Here is an 18473-nt window from a genome sequence, read left to right as displayed (position 1 = left end):
TTTATTTTTTAAACGTCCAGTTTTGTTGGTTGAAATTTTCGGGAGCCGTTTCCAGCAACCTTTTGGCAATTTTGTCAAGGTAAAGCGTGTTGTACCTCAATCGGCTGATATAATTGGGCAAATCGGGAGCACCGTTCCAGCAGTGCTCAGCTCTATCTCCGTATAGGACTTCTCCTGCATAATAGGGGTCGGTCGTTTTTTCCAGGAAAGCTTCTGTAAGGTAAACGGCATTGTTCAGGTAATAATTATCCATATCACCGCAATACAGGTGTATTTTCCCCTTCAAATCCTCTCCCAATCGGTCCCAATCCCGTTCCATGATGTACCGCAGATCATAATGCTCTTTCCAATAATCGGCGACTTCTTTGTCGATTTCCCCCGTGTACTTGTCCCAAATGGGTTTGGGATATCCATTGTCGCCGACAGGCGAAAATACCGCCTGCCAAATGTCCCATTGGTCACCAGAGAGACTATTTGGACCACCCAAAGCCAGTTCCTTATGGTTCATGTCCTTTAACATTGCCGAGACATGTCCCAAATAATTCCTCTTCCCAACCCGATCTGTAGCCCTGAATGGGCCTTGGATGGTGTAGGCATTTTGGTCCTGATAGATATCCACGGTGGTAAATGCACGGAAGTCAATGGGGTCAGGGCAGGCAGCAAAACAACCGTTGTATTCCTTCGGGTATTTTACCTGAACGGCCAAGGCCTCCCAGCCTCCCGTAGAACCCCCATACAAAAACCTGGACCAACCTTCCCCGATTCCCCTGAACTGCGCTTCAATGTAGGGGATCAGTTCATGGGTGATGGCATCTCCGTAGGGCCCCAGGTTTTCCGAATTCACGGCGTAGCTGTCGTCATAGAAAGGATTGGCATGCTGGATTTCGATGATGATAAACCTTTTGAAATCATCCGATGTCCAATTCCTGTAGAAGTCATAGGCTTCTTGTTGCTGGATTTTTTCATATCCGTATATGCCAAACCTCGCATTGTATTCATTTTCTAGGCCTTCATCTGGAGGACTGGTCCTGAAACCACTGAATTCGGCAGGGAAATGCCCATGGAAGACCATAAGCGGGTAATGGTCACTTTTGTTTTTCTCAAAATCCTTTGGCAAAAGGATGTTTGCGCCCAAAAACATGTCCCTGCCCCAAAATTCTGACAAAAGCGCGCTCCTTATTTTGATGTGTTTGATAAATTCGGTGTCTTTGGGTGGGGCGATGGCTGGGATGATTTGGTCAATTTCCAAAGAAATACTTTTTTGTCCACTCCAATTGATTTTTTCGGGAAGGCTGTAAACATTTCCCGGCGTTCTGTTCCATTGGCGACCCTCACCCTGATCCATTGGCATCAGGACGGTATAACCATCGGATTTTGCAAAAGTTTCGTGCTTGATGATGAATGCCTGAATAAAATAGTTCCCATCAGGAAGGTCTTTCAAGTTTTCCACGGGATACCCAAAGGCTTTCGGATCCAATACCAATGGTTTCCCAGAATCATAATCCGTAAAATCCATCCCAAATACCTGTGCGGTATGGACTTCATCGCTCACGGCAAATCGGGGCTCTACCTGTTCATTGTGATGAAACAATAGGACCAATCGACCATCCTTGACCCCATCAGCCAGGTTGTTGGCAATGGATATGGTGACCTGAGCAAACCCTTGTTGTACAGCGCCTATAAAAAAAGCGGAAATCAAAATGATGAGATAGCGCATGATCTTCCTTGATTTTGAAAGACTAATTTAATAAAAATCACCCACAATATTTTTTTTGTGCCGCTTTATTACGCAAACGGGATTTTTCTGTTTGTTTTGCCTTGAATCCGACCGTTTATCAATCTTATTCGGATTTAAATTTGGATTCCTTTAAATTGGTAAATAAACCAATCCTGCCATGAAAAAAATACTTGCTTTGATATTGACTGCTGCATTTCTGTATTCCTGTGAAAAACAGGTTGAAAAAATCGATTATACGCTGATCTCGGACGAAGAGAGGCTCGAGGCGGCGATTGAAATCGCACGCAACACCATTGTGGTGGATGGTCATGTGGATCTGCCCTATCGGATGAAAGTTGGTGGATTTACCCTTCAAAGGGAGATTTTGGATGTTTCGGAACGTACCGACGGTGGAAATTTTGATTATCCAAGATCGAAAGAAGGGGGCTTGGATGCGCCATTTATGTCCATTTACTTGCCTTCTGGATACCAGGTTTCAGGTGGTGCCAAAATCCTGGCGGACTCCTTGATCCTGATGACCGAAAGGCTCGCCAAAACATGGCCGGACAAGTTTGCCATGGCCAACAGTCCCGATGAGATTGAGGCCAATTTTGAAAAAGGGCTGATTTCTCTTCCTATGGGCATGGAAAATGGTGCGGGTATCGAGGACGACCTCTCGAATGTCAAATATTTCTACGACCGCGGGATCCGTTACATCACCCTGACACATGGCAAGGACAACCTTATCGGGGACTCCTCTTATGACACCACCGCGACACATGGCGGCTTGAGTGAATTTGGTCGGGAAGTGGTCAGGGAAATGAACCGCCTGGGTATTATGGTGGATATTTCCCACGTCTCAGACAATACATTTTTTGATGTTTTACAAACCACAAAAGCTCCTGTGATCGCTTCACATTCCTCTGCGCGGAAGTTTACCCCGGATTTTGAACGGAACATGAGTGATGACATGATCAAAGCCCTGGGAGAAAACGGAGGCGTGATCATGATCAACTTTGGTGGGAGTTTCATTGATGGGACCTATAATGAAAAATCCGGGGAAGTCAGGGAGCATGTCGTGAATTGGTTGGCCGAAAATGGGCTGAATCGATCCGACTCCGCCGCCCAGGTCTATATCAAACAATATGCTGCCGCCAACAATCCTTTCCCCAATGTGGCAAAGGTTGCCGATCACATCGACCATGTGGTACGGTTGGTAGGGATCAATCACGTGGGATTGGGTTCTGATTTTGATGGGGTGGGAGACTCCCTTCCCAATGGACTCAAAGATGTGTCCATGTATCCCAACCTTTTTGCGGAACTCCTGAAAAGGGGGTATTCGAAGGAGGATATCCAAAAAATTTGCAGCCAAAATATATTCAGGGTATGGAGACAGGCAGAGAAATTTGCCATTGAATCTTGATTTGGAGAATTTAACCCGGTTTATGCATTATGGACTCAAATCAATAATATAATTTACTGACAATCAATTGGATGCTGATTATTTTTGATTTCACCCTGTTGGTGTCAAGAATTATTCTCCCAATACTTTGATTTTATTTCAATCCCATTTGGAAACCTATTGCATATTCCATCTAACTTAATCAAGTTAGATGCATTCCGTTACTTTTTCGATGTCTTAGAATTCGTGTTTAAACAATAAATCGCTGGCAGAACATTGGTCCTGGCAGCGATTTTGCATTTGTGAAAGCCATCAGCATGAAATTGTATTGGCTTCCGTCTCTTTAACCCGATACCAATAGGGTGCAGTCAAAAACAGTATGCGAATTACTGAATATGGAGTAATTACATCCTGAAGAGGAATCGGTCTTGCATCACAGGGGTTAAATGTTGATCAGCTCAAGCTCCAGGTTTTTGATGATTTGCTTGATTTCCGACCCTATTTGGAACATAAGCGATTCCGATTCATCTCCCGCTAAATCCTGAAGTTTTTCGACATTGCTGGCGAGTTTGACAAGGTGTTCAAAATCCATGTTCAGGGCCAATCCTTTTAGGGAATGACCGGTTTGTTTGACCAAATTCAGGTTTTTTTCTATCCAGAAATGGATGAGTTCGCTGTTCAATTTTTCCAGATTTGTTTTGCTCATCTGGATGAGTTCCTGAAAAAAAGCGGGGTCATTGGTCTTGAATTCATCGAATTTGGCAAGAAAATGAAGTGCCTCCTTTGGACTGGTTGTCCCCAAGTATTTTTGAATCATGTTGGAGATATCCGACACGACGATGGGCTTGCTTAGGTAATCGTCCATTCCAGCTTCCAGGCAGCGTTCGTATTCGCCCAAAACCGTGCCTGCAGTCAAGGCGATAATGGGAGTTCTGCCAGAGGTTTCCAGTTTTCTGATGTTTTCTGTGGCCTCATAACCGCTCATTTCAGGCATTTGGATATCCATGAAGACCATGTCGGGCTTGTTTTGGACGAAAAGGTCCACTGCTAATTTCCCGTTTTTGGCTTCCAGTAGGATTGCGGAGGGGACGATGTTTTTTACGATGGTTTTGGCCAAAAGCATATTGACGGGGTTGTCGTCCACCAGTAAAAACTTGAAGCCTTTTTTGATGTTGTTGGTTACCGGTCTCGGTGGGGATTCAATCGTTTTATTTGAAAAGTCCTCGGAGGAGACCTCTCCTTCTTCATAGGGAAGCGTCAAGAGGAAGGAGAATTTGCTTCCTTTCCCAAATGTTGTTTCCAACTCCAAACGACTGTCCATCAAGGCCAGAAGTTTATTGGAAATGGTCAATCCCAAACCCGTCCCACCGTATTTCCGGGTGGTGGAATTGTCCTCTTGGGCAAAGGCCTCAAAAATCACCTTTTCTTTTTCCTTGGAGATTCCGATTCCGGTATCCGTGACGGAAAATTCCACCAGGGTCAATTTTTCCTCCAATCGGATGGACTTCACTTTAATGGCCAATTCTACATGCCCTTTGGTGGTGAATTTAATTGCATTGCTCAATAGATTGATCAAGATCTGTTTTACTCGAATGTCGTCCAAAAAAGAAAATTTGGGCGTTTTCAAATCCTGCAAAAGCAATAGTTTCAACCCCTTTTCCTCAGCCAGAGGCTGAACCACAGTAAGGGCTTCTTGCGTCATTTTTTTAAGATTTACCTTGATGGGATTGAGCGCCAACTTCCCTGCCTCTATTTTTGAGAAATCCAGGATGTCATTGATCAGGTCGAGCAAAAGATTTCCAGATTGGAATATGGACTTCAGGTATTCTTTTTGGGTTTCGTTGAGTCCCGTTCGCATCAAAAGGTCAGAAAAACCAATGACGCCATTGAGCGGTGTCCTGATCTCATGGCTCATGTTTGCCAGAAATTCCGACTTGGCAATACTCGCCTCCTTTGCCTGCTGCATGGATTTGAAGAGGTTTAGCTCCAAGGTTTTCCTTTCGATTGCATTGGAAATGCTGTCCGCAAAACTGATCAACAAAGCAGCTTCGGCTTCACTCCATATTCTTTCTGTTACACAATCATCGAAACCTACAAATCCCCAAAAGCCCTCCTTAACAAATATCGGAATCAATAAAATCGATTTAATTTCCTGGCTTTCCAAAAGCTCCTTGAGTTCCGGATCAGTGCTGATTTTGGATACAATCGCTTGGTAAATCTTGTTGGAGGAGATGAAGTCAACAGCCTCTCCAAATAGTTCCAGAGGAAGATATTGAAGCCCGGGATTGTCTATTTCAGGCGCTACAGCGGACGCACTCCATTCAAAACGCTGAGAACTCGTGATCTTCCCATTTTCATGGACCGTATTTTCAAAAAGATAAGCACGATCTACCCCAGCGCCATCACCCAAAATGGAAATTGCCTTTTGGGCCGCTTTATTGAATTTTGTATTTGAAAGCAGCTCTTTGGTGGCCATTGCGATGGATTTGAGCATCTTTTCATTTCTGAGCAGGCTGGTATTGATGGTTTGCAACGCCAACTCTTTCGATCGGATGGTGGCCTCGGCAGATTTTTGGACTGTGATGTCTTTGATGATGATATAATGGAAATCATTGTCCCATCCTTTTTGATTCCTGCGGTTTTCACGGTAGGCGGAAAGCACCCTGTTTTCTTCAGAATGATGGAGTTCAACTTGCTCTGAAAAATTCTCAAGGTTAAAAAGGGGTGTCAATTGTGGCCAGTTTTGTAGCAATTCTTTTTTTGTCAACAGATTGTAAATCGTTGATTTCTGGAATAATTGGACTGCGGCTTGATTCTGGGTAATGATTTCACCCTCGTTGTTGAGGATAAGCACGCCATCTAAAAGATTTTCAAAAATGGTTTTGAAAGCCACGGGAGCATTTTTGAAAAGACCGTACTTGAAAAGTCCCAAATAAATGATAACGGAACTGATTCCCAGAGAAAATGGAACGAGATCCATTGAATAGGGGGAGTAACCCAAGAGATCCACAATGTGAAAACTCCAGGGAATCAAGGTGCCGATCAGCAGTATCGTCACTTGGACGGAAAATATTTTGGGGACCCTGCTGAGCATCCGGAAGAGTAAATAGTTTGCAAAGAGCACGGGGACAACATTGAAAATGGCATAGACCCAATAAAGGATTCCCGGCGTAAAGGAAATGGCATTGAAGTAGGCATTTTGTTTCGTCGACAATTCGATGAAAAACAAATGGTGATAAGCATTCGTTTGGCTCATGATCAGGAAAAAAATCGATATGCCAAAAATCAGCACCCAAATCTGTGGTTTGAAATACCTGCTGTTTCCTGTGTATTTGACCACAAAAGCCAGCAGCAAAGGCGTGAGGAATACCCCACCAAAAAATTCTAATTGGAAGAAATAAAAAATGGCTTCCTCGCTCGTGGAGATCAGTTCCATTCCATATAAAAATGAATAAACAAAACAGCTGAACAAAAGCAAGCAGAAGTAAACTTCACCAGACCTGTTTTCTTTGTCATAGGACAGAAATATCAAAACCAAGAATAGTAAACTTGTAAAAAAAATTGGTATCGAAAACAAATTAAAACTTAACTCAGCCATTATTCCCAGGTATTGATAACTCCTAAAACTTTAACAATGTAATCAAATTGAAACATACAATTTATGCCTTTGTTGTAAAAGGTCAATTTAAAGCCCAGTTTTTTTAGGTGTAATCTAAGATGAATTGTGGATATAGTGCCTTGAAAAACTAATTAAAATATTGTAAATTCAATTTTTAATATAAATAATGTAAAAATGGAAAAATTCATTCGTTTCTTAATTGTGGTATTGGTCTTGGTAGGTTCTGCACAAAGTTTTGCCCAGGGCAATGCCGAGCAGACCAAAGAAGAAGCTTTGGAGATAAAAAGAGCTGCTCAGGAAGAGAGACAGCAGCTGGCCCAAGAAAAGAGGGAGGCCAAAAGAATTGCTGCTGAGGAAAAAAGAAAGATAGCCGCCGAAAAAGCAGAAGCAAAAAGAGTAAAAAACCTTCAAAATGCGCAAAAATCCTATGACAAAAGCCTGAACAATAAACACAAGTCCGAAATGAAGCTTGCCAAAAAAAGAGTGAAATTGGAACAGGCAAGATTGAAGGGAAAAGCCACGCCTGCTGATCTCGCCAAGATGGAATTGGAAATAAAGAAATTAGAAATTGCCGTGGAAAAATGGGAAGGGGATGCGGCAAAGCATTGGCGTACCATAGAGAGAAACAGTCCTAAAAGAGACCGTGACGATGGGGGTAAAAGGGAAAACTAAGGCAGGCTAGTCCGAAATTCCAATCTGAGACGCAATTGCCTCTACATAGGTTTTTAGAGCGAAATAGCCTTATAGACTGCCAATAAGGCAGTTTAAGGCTATTTTTTAGTATAGTATAAGCCATAATTTCCGATTTTTAGAAAATTAAGCGATTGGAGAGTGATTTGTTCAAGGAGCTTTTGGGTGTCAGAAGATCATTGTTTTGGATCTCAAAAAACGACGCCTGGCACAATAAAACCACGACAATATGGATTTCAACCAATTCACGATCAAGTCACAAGAAGCCATTCAAAAAGCCGCTGAATTGGCTACTGCAGAACAGCAGCAGGGGATTGAGCCGGCACATATACTAAAGGGGATTTTTTCGGAAGATGAAAATGTCACTGATTTTTTGTTCAAAAAATCGGGGATAAACAAGCAGATCGTTTCTCAAAAAATAGAGGATATCCTCAAGTCCTATCCCAAAATAAGTGGGCAGCAAGCTTATTTGTCCAATGCCTCAAACCAGGTCATGACCAAGGCAAAGGATTACCTGAAGACTTTTGGGGATGAATATGTGGCCATTGAACATTTGCTTTTGGCAATATTGGCGGGTTCCGACAAGACCGCACAACTTTTAAAGGATCAGGGCATGTCGGAAAAACCCATGATCGAAGCCATCAAAGAACTTAGAAAAGGAAACAAAGTGACCGATCAAAACGCAGAATCCAAATACAGGGCTTTGGAAAAATATTCCAAAAACCTAAACGAGCTCGCCAAGAAAGGCAAGATCGACCCGGTCATTGGCCGTGACGAAGAAATCAGACGGGTATTGCAAATCCTGGCCCGGAGGACCAAAAACAATCCCATTCTATTGGGAGAGCCGGGTGTCGGCAAAACCGCCATCGTGGAAGGTCTTGCACAAAGGATCGTCAGTGGCGATGTCCCGGAAAACCTGAAATCCAAAACCTTGATTTCTTTGGACATGGGACTGCTGGTGGCAGGAGCCAAGTACAAGGGGGAATTTGAGGAAAGGCTGAAAGCGGTAATCAAGGAAGTGACGGATTCCGAAGGGGAAATCCTCCTTTTTATTGATGAAATCCACACCTTGATCGGTGCAGGTGGCGGTGGAGAGGGAGCGATGGATGCTGCAAATTTACTCAAGCCTGCCTTGGCTCGAGGAGAGCTGCACGCAATTGGTGCCACTACGCTCAAGGAATACCAAAAGTATATCGAAAAAGACAAGGCCTTGGAACGGAGATTCCAGGCGGTGATCGTGGATGAGCCCGATGTAGCTGACGCCATTTCCATCCTAAGGGGGATCAAGGACAAATATGAGCTGCACCATGGCGTGAGGATCAAGGATGATGCGGTCATTGCAGCCGTTGAACTCTCTCAGAGATACATCACCGATCGTTTCCTTCCTGACAAGGCCATCGACCTAATGGATGAGGCTGCTGCAAAACTCAGAATGGAGATCGATTCCCTGCCGCAGGAATTGGATGAAATGAACAGAAAGGTGATGCAGTTGGAAATAGAGCGTGAGGCCATCAGGCGGGAAAACAACAAGGACAAGGAAACCGTGCTGAGCAAGGAAATCGCGGAACTTTCCGAAAAGCGTCAAAATATAAAGGCGAAATGGGAAAGTGAGAAAGCGGTGATCACCGGGATCAGGACCGAAAAAGAAAATATAGATAAATTAAAAATAGAAGCAGAGCAGGCGGAGCGGAGCGGGGATTTTGGAAAAGTAGCCGAAATCCGATACGGCAAGATCGTGGAAGCCGAGCAAAGGCTGGAATCCTTCAAAAAGCAATTGTCGGAAATGCAAGAGGGTTCACCGCTTCTTAAAGAGGAGGTGGATGTGGAGGACATCGCCGGGGTGGTTTCGAGATGGACGGGAATTCCGGTAGTCAAGATGGTCCAAAGTGAAAAAGAAAAATTACTCCACCTGGAAGATGAACTCGGCAAGAGGGTTGCGGGACAAAGGGAGGCAATTGGCGCCATCGCGGATGCAGTGAGGAGAAGTCGTGCCGGATTGCAAGATCCAAAGCGGCCAATTGGATCCTTTATTTTCATGGGAACCACAGGTGTCGGCAAAACCGAATTGGCAAAAGCTCTGGCGCAATATCTCTTCAACGATGACAATGCCATGGTCAGGATAGACATGTCCGAGTATCAAGAGCGCCATTCCGTAAGCAGGCTCGTAGGAGCACCTCCGGGATATGTGGGGTATGAGGAAGGTGGACAGTTGACCGAAGCGGTCAGAAGGAAACCTTATTCTGTGGTCCTCTTGGATGAGATCGAAAAGGCTCATCCCGACGTGTTCAATATTCTCTTGCAGGTACTGGACGATGGTCGATTGACCGACAACAAAGGTAGGATTGCCAATTTCAAAAATACCATCATCATCCTGACGACCAATATTGGTTCGCATCTGATCCAGGAGCGATTTGCCGAGATGGAGGAATGGAACAAAGCCGAGATTTTGGAAAAAACCAAGGAAGAGGTGTATGACCTTCTGAAAAAGACCGTAAGGCCCGAATTCCTGAACAGGATTGATGAGACCATCATGTTTGAGCCGCTCAACAGGCAGATTCTCCGCAAGATTGTGGATATCCAGTGGAGGGAAATCCAAAAGCGATTGGAGGAGGCCAATATCGAGATCGATGCAACCCAGGAGGTTTTGGATTATCTTGGGGAAGTTGGTTTTGATCCCCAGTTTGGCGCAAGGCCTTTGAAAAGAACCATGCAGCGTTTGGTTTTGAATGAACTTTCCAAGCAGATCCTATCCGGTTATATAAAAAATGATGCTGCCGTCTTGGTGGATTTGGACGCGGACAAGCAGGTTTATTTCAAAAATGTGGAGGATGTAGAAGTATAGATCACTTCAGTGAAATCCTATTTTCCTTCAATGTCAAACCTACCGGATTTCTGAATCCGGTAGGTTTTTTTTAGCCCTATTCAGTTTTTTGAAGGTTGGGATAGCATTTGAGGCCTCAGGAGAATATTTGATACCAAATTGGCGGATTTCTGGATTCGGTTGCTGAGGGATTTCCAATGTTTAAATCGGGTTATGCATTGTCAATTCAATTTCAGGGTATAGTTACTTAATAATCAGTAATTTGTATTTTATTTTTGACTTCACCATTTAGGTATTATTCTTAATCTCTCAAAAGCCTGATTTTCTTGCAGCTTCAATCCTATTAGAGTTTCAAATGCATATTTCGCTTTTCACTTGGTTCACCTGCTTTCGGAATTTCTCCCATTTTTGAACTCCGCTGATTTCAAATAAAATTAAACAAAGACAATTTGTGTCAATAGTTTTTTGATGTCAAACCGTTTTGGTAAATTTAGTTATTGTTAAATCGCTCACTTTTAAAGGGTAACATTATGTGGATAGCATCAACTTTTGGGTTTATTTCCATTGTTCAGCATTGGGATCAGACGGATACATTTTTGGTAAGGGCAAGGTTGAAAAAAGACTTGCAGCTCCTTTTTGATGACAAGAGGATTTTGGAAATCCCATCGGCAGACTACCGGTATAGGGTTTTGGTCAAAAAACAGGAAATGGCAGATGTACTGGTCAAGATGATCAAGGACATCGATTACCCCAATTTTAAAAACGAAATCGCTTCGCTCCCGGAACAAAGGGATAAACTTTCTGCCTACCATGAGATTTGGGGGCTGATGAAGGATCACAGCGAACAGTTGAAATGACATCATCTTTTTCCCCATTATAAAATCAAAAGCCAAACCCATGGAAAATCCCAAAATATACAGAAAAGCCTTGATCAGGAGTTGCCGGAAATTGGCGGACTTTCATGACAAATTGTTTGACCAGCTGGTCAATCTGGCGATGTCGGGCGAAATGTCCGATGCGGATGAATTGTTTGACGTTGGGGACGACATGAATTTCAAGCTTTCTGATTTTGAGAAGATCAGCGATGCAAATGTCCAGCGGATCATCGGGCTGCTGCATCAAACCAAGGCCTGCCACGACAGCCTGGTGAATACGAATAACCTCAAGAATTAATTTTTCTAAAACCAAAACAAAAATTTTATGGACAAAATCATATTTGTAACCGGCGCACCCGGAACAGGGAAAAGTACTTTTATCGCAAAAAATTATCAGGACAAGAAAACTTATTATGTTTTTGATTTGGCCAAAATATCGCTTAAGCTTTTCGGTGATTTCGGGGCTTTAGAGGATGACAGGATTATCGATGTTTACAACAAAGCCTCGGGGTCCGGGATGGGCGCTTTGATGGACCACAAGGTGCTTGTTGTGGAATATTGTTTAGGAACCAATTTTGACGATGATTTTATGTCCTTGATCAAAGAGGCAAAATTCATTGGAATCAAAACGGAGGTCATCCAGTTGACCGTGGATGCCAATGAAGCATGGGCAAGAACCGAAATAGCCGCGCAAGACAAAGGCTACTATCCCTCCTATAAGCTGAGGGAAGACAATCTGGAGATATTAACAGAAATCCTGGATTCTTATGCCCTGAGCCAGACCCTAGAGGTTATCTGCGAAGTGGGAGGGGAAGGCGGTTCGGTCAAATTTTATAGGGTAAAAAACAACGGAAAAGAGCGGTTTTTCTTTTTGACCGATGAATCGGCGCTTTTCGAGTTTGCACCAGAATTTGCATGCGATAAAATTCCGGGGGTGGATTATTTGGATGAATATGATGGATTTGAAGAGGCAATGGCGGGTTTCATGGAAAAATATCCAATTTTTGAATTGTACCCTTTAGCCGTGCACAAAGAATATGGTGAGGTGTTTAAAGAAGCTTATTTGAAACACTCAAAAATAAACGATAGGGGATGCAATGCAGCGTATTGGGAAAGGTTTTTGAATTGATTTGGCTAAAGTAATGCCTTCGGGGAAGAAATTGAGTTCGAATTCAAAACCATCTCTAAATGCCCCGAGACTTTTTTCTTTCCTTCAAGGGGGTGCAGGGTTGATGGGATTGCCCGTGTTGGTGAATGGTCTGTGAAGATACAGGCCATGTCGATTGAATTAGAGAAGACCGAATTGGTAATTTAAGGAGATAGAAAGGGAAGTGGGATACTACCCCTCTATCGGGAATAGCCGAGCCGAAAAAAAGGGGTGGATATGCACGGCAAGCAAAATAAAAAAAACCTAACTCCTTTTGAAAGAAGTCAGGTTTTGTGATTGTGGAGAATAACGGATTCGAACCGTTGACCTCTACACTGCCAGTGTAGCGCTCTAGCCAACTGAGCTAATCCCCCAATCGGAGTGCAAATATAGAAAGGGATTTTTAAAACGCAAAGAAAAAAACTAATCTGCTGAATAATTGATGCGCGTGAGGATACTTCTTCCCAAGGTGACCTCGTCGGTATACTCGAGTTCTCCACCCACAGGGATTCCCCTTGCGATGGTGCTGACCTTGATGCCCATGGTCTTAAGTTTTCTGGTGATGTAAAAAGAAGTGGTATCTCCTTCCATGGTGGTGGAAAGTGCCAAGATGACTTCTTCTACTTTTTCATCACTGGGCGAGGCAATGATTCTGCTGATGAGAGATTCGATTTTCAATTCGTCCGGGCCAATTCCCTGAATGGGTGAAATCACGCCACCCAACACATGGTAAAGGCCGTTGTATTGAGAAGTGTTTTCGATGGCCAGGACATCGGGAATGTCTTCCACGACGCAGATCAGGCTTCTGTCCCTTTTCATACCTGTGCAGATGCTACAAATCTCCGAGTCGGAGATATTGTGGCAAACCTTACAATATTTCACTTCTTTTCTCAGGGTCAAGATTGAATGGGCCAAAGTCTCCGAAACGGTTTCTCTTTGCTTGAGTAAATGTAGGGCTAGCCTGAGCGCGGTTTTTTTTCCGATACCCGGCAGGCGGCTGATCTCATTGACCGCATTCTCAATCAATTTGGAAGGGAAGTTCAAGGCGTGTAAGTATTAAAGGATTGCGGCTTGTATGCCAGCGTCTTGAATGGCTTCGCACATCGGTTTCAGTTCAAGCGCAGTGCCTTTTTTGACGGCACATTTCCCCTTGTAATGGATCACCAAGGTACATTGCTCGGCTTGTTCCGAAGTGTGTTTGCATACCTTTATGAGGATTTTGGTCACATGCTCGAAAGTATTCACGTCATCGTTGAAGACAACCAGATCACTTTCTTCTGTATCGATCAACTCCTCCAACAATACTTCGACTTCTTTTTGGTACGGATAGGTTTGTGTGTGGTAGCTCATTTTGCAAATTTAATAATTATGAACAATTTTAGAGATTCATTCCTAAAACGTTTATGGACTCAAATTTAGTTCTTCTAGTTATAACATCATATTTTGCCCTCTTGTTTTTAATTTCCTGGTTTACCTCCAGGAACATTTCAAAAGACACGTTTTTTACCGGAGACAGGCAGTCTCCTTGGTTTTTGGTCGCTTTTGGCATGATTGGCGCCTCACTTTCGGGAGTGACTTTTATCTCGGTTCCGGGTGAAGTCGGCAACACCAATTTTTATTATTTCCAAGTCGTATTGGGTTATACCGTTGGATATCTGGTCATCGCCAAAGTACTGCTCCCCTTGTACTACAGATTGAATCTGGTTTCCATTTATGCTTATCTTGAAGATAGGTTTGGGTTTTGGTCCTATAAAACCGGCGCTTTTTTCTTTATCCTTTCGAGGACCCTCGGATCTTCTATCCGTGTGTTTTTGGTTGCGGGGGTCCTCCAATTGGTACTTTTTGACCGCTGGGGAATTCCATTTTGGGTCTCTGTTCTGATTACGGTTTCGCTGATCTGGCTTTATACACACCGTGGTGGAATCAAAACCGTGGTATGGACCGACACTTTGCAGACATTTTTCATGCTTTTGGCTGTCGTGGTGAGTATTTACCTCATTGCAACGGATCTGGGAATCACCTCGATCGGGAATTTCATCTCCGCGGCAGCTGCTGATCCGCGATCTGAAATATTCAATTGGGACTGGCAGTCAGGCACCAACTTCTTCAAGCAGTTTGCTTCAGGAGCTTTTATCACCATCGTGATGACTGGACTCGACCAGGACATGATGCAAAAGAACCTCACTTGTCGCAATATCGGTGATGCCCAAAAGAACATGTTTTGGTTCACCATCATTTTGGTTTTTGTCAACCTGCTTTTTCTTTGCCTCGGTCTTTTGCTCTATATGTATGCGGAGACCAAGGGAATCGCGATGCCCTTGCGGACAGATGATCTTTACCCATTGTTGGCCACGCAGCACTTTTCCGCATTTGTCGGCATCGTATTTATCCTGGGAATTACGGCAGCGGCTTATTCCAGTGCGGATTCTACGCTTACTGCACTCACCACTTCGTTTTGTTATGATTTTTTGGAAATCGAGAAAAAATACCCCTTGGAAAAACAGGTGCCACTGCGGAAAAAGGTCCACATTGCCTTTACCTTCATCATGTTTTTGGTAATCCTGGGATTCAGATGGATCAATGACCAAAGTGTCATCAATGCCGTCTTCATCATCGCCGGATATACTTATGGACCCCTTCTGGGACTTTATGCTTTCGGACTTTTTACCAAGTGGAATGTCAAAGACAAGCTGGTCCCTTATTTGGCTGTGGGAGCACCACTTCTCTCATTCATTATTGGTCAAAATTCCGAAAGCTGGCTCTGGGGCTATAAATTCGGATTCGAAATGCTGATCCTGAATGGGCTGTTCATGTTTATTGGATTATTTATGATCCGAAAACGTTGATCAAATCTCTTGCTTGGAGATAAGGTCATTTATTTTCTTCAGCCTAGAGATGTTATTTTCCAAGGTGCTGCTGCTGCCATCAAGATCCACCAAAATGGAAACCAATCCACTGGATTTTTTCTGGATTTCGGAGGAGTAGGAAATTGATGGAGACACCGAAATCAATTCCTGCACATCCACTTCATAGAGGCTGGCCAATTTTATGGCATCTTCCATTTTGAGGTTTGATCTACCTTGCTCATATCTAGAATAAGCGGTGTAATCTCTTTTTCCCAAGTACTCGGCGATGTATTCCTGAGTATACCCCTTCAATACTCGGTGCTTCCTTAGATTTTCTGCGATATTACTTTTTAATGCTGTTTCCATAATCTTTCTGATTTTGAATAGACTTTGCAAAAAGCATACGCATTTGTGAAAAATCAGTAAATTTTGTATAAAAAAAATTTTATTTAGCAAAAAATGAGTGATTTAGGCGAAAAATAAATCATATCTGCATGGTGCCTGGATCCCAAAAATGAGTGGCGAAATCCACAATTTGGTCTTCAATAACCACAATCCCTTCTTTTTCCAGAAGTTCTTTCATTTTATCGGGATGCTCAAAATGATGTTTTCCCGTCAGCAGCCCATTTCTGTTCACTACCCGATGTGCGGGGATATTTTCCAAGGTATGGGAAGCATTCATGGCATAGCCGACCATTCTTGCCCCACTTTTAATTCCAAGACAGTTGGCGATCGCTCCGTAGGTGGTCACCTTTCCTTCGGGTATCAACCTGACCACTTGAAACACCAAATCAAAATAATTTTCTTTCATGTATGGAATTGTTGAAGCATTCAAATTACCACCCGGACCTTAGGAGCAACAACGAATGGGTTTGTCAAATAGAAAAGGATTTATAGGCCTGCTTTTTGTAAGGATTTTATGAAGGGAATTTTGAAACGAAAGGTAATTGTACAGCAGTCAATTTCATAAAGCCTGGTTCAAAAACCAGTAAAAAAAGCCCCTGACTATTCTGGGTTTATCCTAAAATGGTTAGTTGATTTTTTTGAATTCATAAGCTTTTCGCGAAATTTAACCCTAATTTTAGAGAAAATTTTGAATAAACATAACCTTATATGGATAGAAATATAATAGTAACGGGCGCAGCCGGTAATTTGGGCGCCTCCGTAGTCGAAAAATTCAAACGAGAAGGTTACCGCGTGATTGCCACCATTTTGCCAGGCTCAGGTGATGAGGTAGAAGAAGCGGATGACGTGTATGAAGTCGATGCCACAGATGAAAAATCAGTAGCGGATTTTGCAAAAGACTACCACATGCAATACGGCGAAGTCGATGCCATGGTATTGTTGGTAGGGGGATTTCAGTCAGGAAGCATCGAAAAAACCAAAGTGGCTGACTTTGACAAAATGATTAAATTAAATTTTTTCAGTGCTTTCAACATGGTCAAAAACTTTCTCCCAGTGATGAAAAAGGCCAATTTTGGACACATTCTCTTTATGGGAGCCCGTCCGGCGCTTCAATCTTCCGATGGGAAAAACGCTGTGGCATATGCTTTGAGTAAGATGATGGTGTCTAGCCTGGCAGATTATGTAACTGAAGAAGCAGTGGACACCAAAATCAGGTCCCACGTATTCGTCCCTAGCATCATCGATACTCCCCAAAATAGGGAGGGAATGCCAGATGCTGATTTCTCACTTTGGGTCAACCCAGCTGAAATTGCGGAAGCAATGCACTACGCTGTCAACAATCCAGATTTGAGAAACATGACATTTAAATTGTATGGCGGAGTTTAACTAAATCCAAAAGAAATGAAAACAAAAAGCTTATTTGGTTTTGTAGGTCTTTTCCTGATTACCTTCTTGGTACAGGCCCAAACGCAAAGGGAAACCAGAAGCCTGAGAGATTTCAACAGCATTAAAGTGTCCAATTCCATTGAGGCAGAGCTGGTGCGAGGCGATAAAAATGAAATTCAAATCATCGCCTCAGGTATTGAACTGGACAAGGTGGAAACAAATGTTTCTGACAATACCCTGGAGGTCAAACTCGGGCGGGGGAATTTCAAATCCAACTCTGTAAAAGTGACCATTACTTATATTGATATTGAAGAGGTTCAGGCTTCTACCAGTGCCAAAGTCATCGTGAAAGATGTCCTCGAAACGGATCAGGTATATTTGTTTGCCACGACCAGCGCATATATCGAAACAAAGGTAAAATCGGTTGGCTTGACCATCGATGCGTCCACAAGCGCAAAAATTTTTGTGACGGGTACGGCCAACGATCTTGATCTGAAAATCTATACCAGCGCAGAAGTCGATGGGAATAAACTCGCTGTCAAACATGCAGAAGTTTTGGCAAATACGGCCGCCAAATCAGAATTTCAGGTTGCAGAATCTCTGAGAGGAAGCGCTGCAACAGGCGCCAAGGTGACGTATAAGGGTTCGCCAACCATTGTGGAGGTGAAAACCGGGACAGGTGGCAAAATAGAAAAGAAATGAGAAGGTTATTGGGCTTAGCTTTTCTATTCCTTGCGTTTTCTCAAACCCAATTGCTTGCCCAAGGGGATGAAAAAGCGGTGAAGGAAGTGATCGTTTCACTTTTTGATGCGATGAAAACGAAAAATCCAGAGGTCTTGGGATCCTTGTTTCATGAAAAAGCAATCATGTCCACGGTCATTTCAGGTGATCAAGGTGCCCAAATCGGGTCCAATTCCGTGCAGGATTTCATCAACAGGATTGCCACGACACCTGCAGAAACCATCTTGGATGAGCGGATCTTGGATTATCAGATCAAGGTGGATGGACAAATGGCTGCTGCTTGGACACCATATGAATTTTATGTGAATGACAATTTCAGCCACTGTGGAGTCAATTCCTTCCAATTGGTGAAAACCGAGTCGGGATGGAAGATTGCCTATATCATCGACACGAGGAGGAAAGAGGGATGCGATTGATTATCCGATCGCAGAAATCCAGCATATGCTTGTCTTCAGTAAAGAAAAACATAAAACCCTGAACTTTTTAGTTCAGGGTTTTATGTTTTCTGACCCTAGGCCCAAATCCTTTTAGTAGTTACTTTTCGCTTTTTTGAGAAAAGAATATTTGGCAATTGGTGTTAATTTTAAGTTAAGAAATGAGGAGATTGATTGGTTTTATGCTAACAAATAACTGTTTACATTGAAAAAACAGTAAATACTTTTTTGGTTTTCGGAAAATTGTCAGTAAGATTGTCCCATCAAAAGAACAATCATGTTTTACACAGCCCTAGAATCTTCTTTTTCAACCGTTTCAGGATCCATTCCTGAAATAAGCTGTGTTTTTTGCATGTGCACCCAGCCTTTTTTTACCGGCATCACCATTAC

16 protein-coding genes and 1 tRNA gene are annotated in these 18473 nt (G+C 43.1%); 10 read left to right on the top strand and 7 right to left on the bottom strand.

The window, feature by feature from the left end; genetic code table 11:
- Position 1: 1 nt before the first annotated feature.
- Entirely contained in the window at positions 2–1717 is a 1716-nt protein-coding gene (locus Q7J63_RS13935) for an alpha/beta hydrolase-fold protein (protein ID WP_304886991.1), read from the bottom strand.
- Between the two features lie 178 nt (positions 1718–1895).
- On the opposite strand from Q7J63_RS13935, the gene Q7J63_RS13930 reads away from it, so the two are divergent.
- Positions 1896–3140: a dipeptidase gene (locus Q7J63_RS13930; protein WP_304886989.1), complete on the top strand. Its 1245-nt coding sequence runs from the start codon at positions 1896–1898 to the stop codon at positions 3138–3140.
- Positions 3141–3561: 421 nt separating this feature from the next.
- Here the strand turns inward: Q7J63_RS13930 and Q7J63_RS13925 are convergent, their stop codons facing one another.
- Positions 3562–6717 (bottom strand): histidine kinase N-terminal 7TM domain-containing protein, encoded by a 3156-nt coding sequence (locus Q7J63_RS13925; protein ID WP_304886987.1) that lies wholly within the window; start codon positions 6715–6717, stop codon positions 3562–3564.
- Positions 6718–6912: 195 nt separating this feature from the next.
- Between Q7J63_RS13925 and Q7J63_RS13920 the strand changes: the two genes are divergently transcribed.
- The 5 genes from Q7J63_RS13920 to Q7J63_RS13900 all read left to right on the top strand — a co-directional run bounded on the left by Q7J63_RS13920 (position 6913) and on the right by Q7J63_RS13900 (position 12253).
- Positions 6913–7410: a hypothetical protein gene (locus Q7J63_RS13920; protein WP_304886985.1), complete on the top strand. Its 498-nt coding sequence runs from the start codon at positions 6913–6915 to the stop codon at positions 7408–7410.
- Positions 7411–7657: 247 nt separating this feature from the next.
- Positions 7658–10270: an ATP-dependent chaperone ClpB gene (clpB, locus tag Q7J63_RS13915; protein ID WP_304886984.1), complete on the top strand. Its 2613-nt coding sequence runs from the start codon at positions 7658–7660 to the stop codon at positions 10268–10270.
- Between the two features lie 509 nt (positions 10271–10779).
- On the top strand, positions 10780–11106 hold the full coding sequence (locus Q7J63_RS13910; RefSeq protein WP_019599399.1) for a hypothetical protein: 327 nt from the start codon (positions 10780–10782) through the stop codon (positions 11104–11106).
- Positions 11107–11146: 40 nt separating this feature from the next.
- Complete coding sequence (locus Q7J63_RS13905; RefSeq protein WP_304886982.1) at positions 11147–11422, top strand: hypothetical protein; 276 nt, start codon at positions 11147–11149, stop codon at positions 11420–11422.
- A 27-nt stretch (positions 11423–11449) separates the two neighbouring features.
- Positions 11450–12253, top strand: a complete 804-nt coding sequence (locus tag Q7J63_RS13900; protein ID WP_304886981.1) for a hypothetical protein — start codon at positions 11450–11452, stop codon at positions 12251–12253.
- A 318-nt stretch (positions 12254–12571) separates the two neighbouring features.
- Here Q7J63_RS13900 and Q7J63_RS13895 read toward each other — a convergent pair.
- The 3 genes from Q7J63_RS13895 to Q7J63_RS13885 all read right to left on the bottom strand — a co-directional run bounded on the left by Q7J63_RS13895 (position 12572) and on the right by Q7J63_RS13885 (position 13621).
- A tRNA-Ala gene (locus Q7J63_RS13895) sits at positions 12572–12645 on the bottom strand.
- Positions 12646–12694: 49 nt separating this feature from the next.
- Positions 12695–13315 carry a recombination mediator RecR gene (gene recR / locus Q7J63_RS13890; protein ID WP_304886979.1) on the bottom strand — a complete coding sequence of 207 codons (621 nt, stop codon included), beginning with the start codon at positions 13313–13315 and terminating at the stop codon, positions 12695–12697.
- 12 nt (positions 13316–13327) lie between these two features.
- Complete coding sequence (locus Q7J63_RS13885) at positions 13328–13621, bottom strand: ATP-dependent Clp protease adaptor ClpS (RefSeq protein ID WP_019599394.1); 294 nt, start codon at positions 13619–13621, stop codon at positions 13328–13330.
- Between the two features lie 53 nt (positions 13622–13674).
- Between Q7J63_RS13885 and Q7J63_RS13880 the strand changes: the two genes are divergently transcribed.
- The gene (locus Q7J63_RS13880) at positions 13675–15117 is read left to right on the top strand and encodes a sodium:solute symporter (RefSeq protein WP_026333800.1); all 1443 of its coding nucleotides are present in this window, start codon (positions 13675–13677) and stop codon (positions 15115–15117) included.
- On the opposite strand, the gene Q7J63_RS13875 is transcribed toward Q7J63_RS13880, so the two are convergent.
- Positions 15118–15483, bottom strand: coding sequence for a helix-turn-helix domain-containing protein (locus Q7J63_RS13875; RefSeq protein ID WP_026333799.1), 366 nt, complete (start codon positions 15481–15483; stop codon positions 15118–15120).
- Between the two features lie 118 nt (positions 15484–15601).
- Positions 15602–15928 carry an MGMT family protein gene (locus tag Q7J63_RS13870; RefSeq protein WP_304886976.1) on the bottom strand — a complete coding sequence of 109 codons (327 nt, stop codon included), beginning with the start codon at positions 15926–15928 and terminating at the stop codon, positions 15602–15604.
- 302 nt (positions 15929–16230) lie between these two features.
- On the opposite strand from Q7J63_RS13870, the gene Q7J63_RS13865 reads away from it, so the two are divergent.
- The 3 genes from Q7J63_RS13865 to Q7J63_RS13855 are packed head-to-tail and all read left to right on the top strand — an operon-like array spanning position 16231 to position 18065.
- Entirely contained in the window at positions 16231–16908 is a 678-nt protein-coding gene (locus tag Q7J63_RS13865) for an SDR family NAD(P)-dependent oxidoreductase (protein ID WP_304886974.1), read from the top strand.
- 15 nt (positions 16909–16923) lie between these two features.
- The gene (locus Q7J63_RS13860; protein WP_019599389.1) at positions 16924–17610 is read left to right on the top strand and encodes a head GIN domain-containing protein; all 687 of its coding nucleotides are present in this window, start codon (positions 16924–16926) and stop codon (positions 17608–17610) included.
- The gene (locus tag Q7J63_RS13855; RefSeq protein ID WP_304886971.1) at positions 17607–18065 is read left to right on the top strand and encodes a nuclear transport factor 2 family protein; all 459 of its coding nucleotides are present in this window, start codon (positions 17607–17609) and stop codon (positions 18063–18065) included. The genes Q7J63_RS13860 and Q7J63_RS13855 overlap by 4 nt, the downstream gene beginning before the upstream one ends.
- Positions 18066–18473 lie beyond the last annotated feature (408 nt).

The sequence above is a fragment of the Rhodonellum sp. genome, assembly GCF_030656585.1.
GTDB classification, from domain to species: Bacteria; Bacteroidota; Bacteroidia; order Cytophagales; family Cyclobacteriaceae; genus Rhodonellum; species Rhodonellum psychrophilum.
Note: the sequence above shows the minus strand (reverse complement) of the source record. Positions and strands in the feature narration are given on the sequence as shown.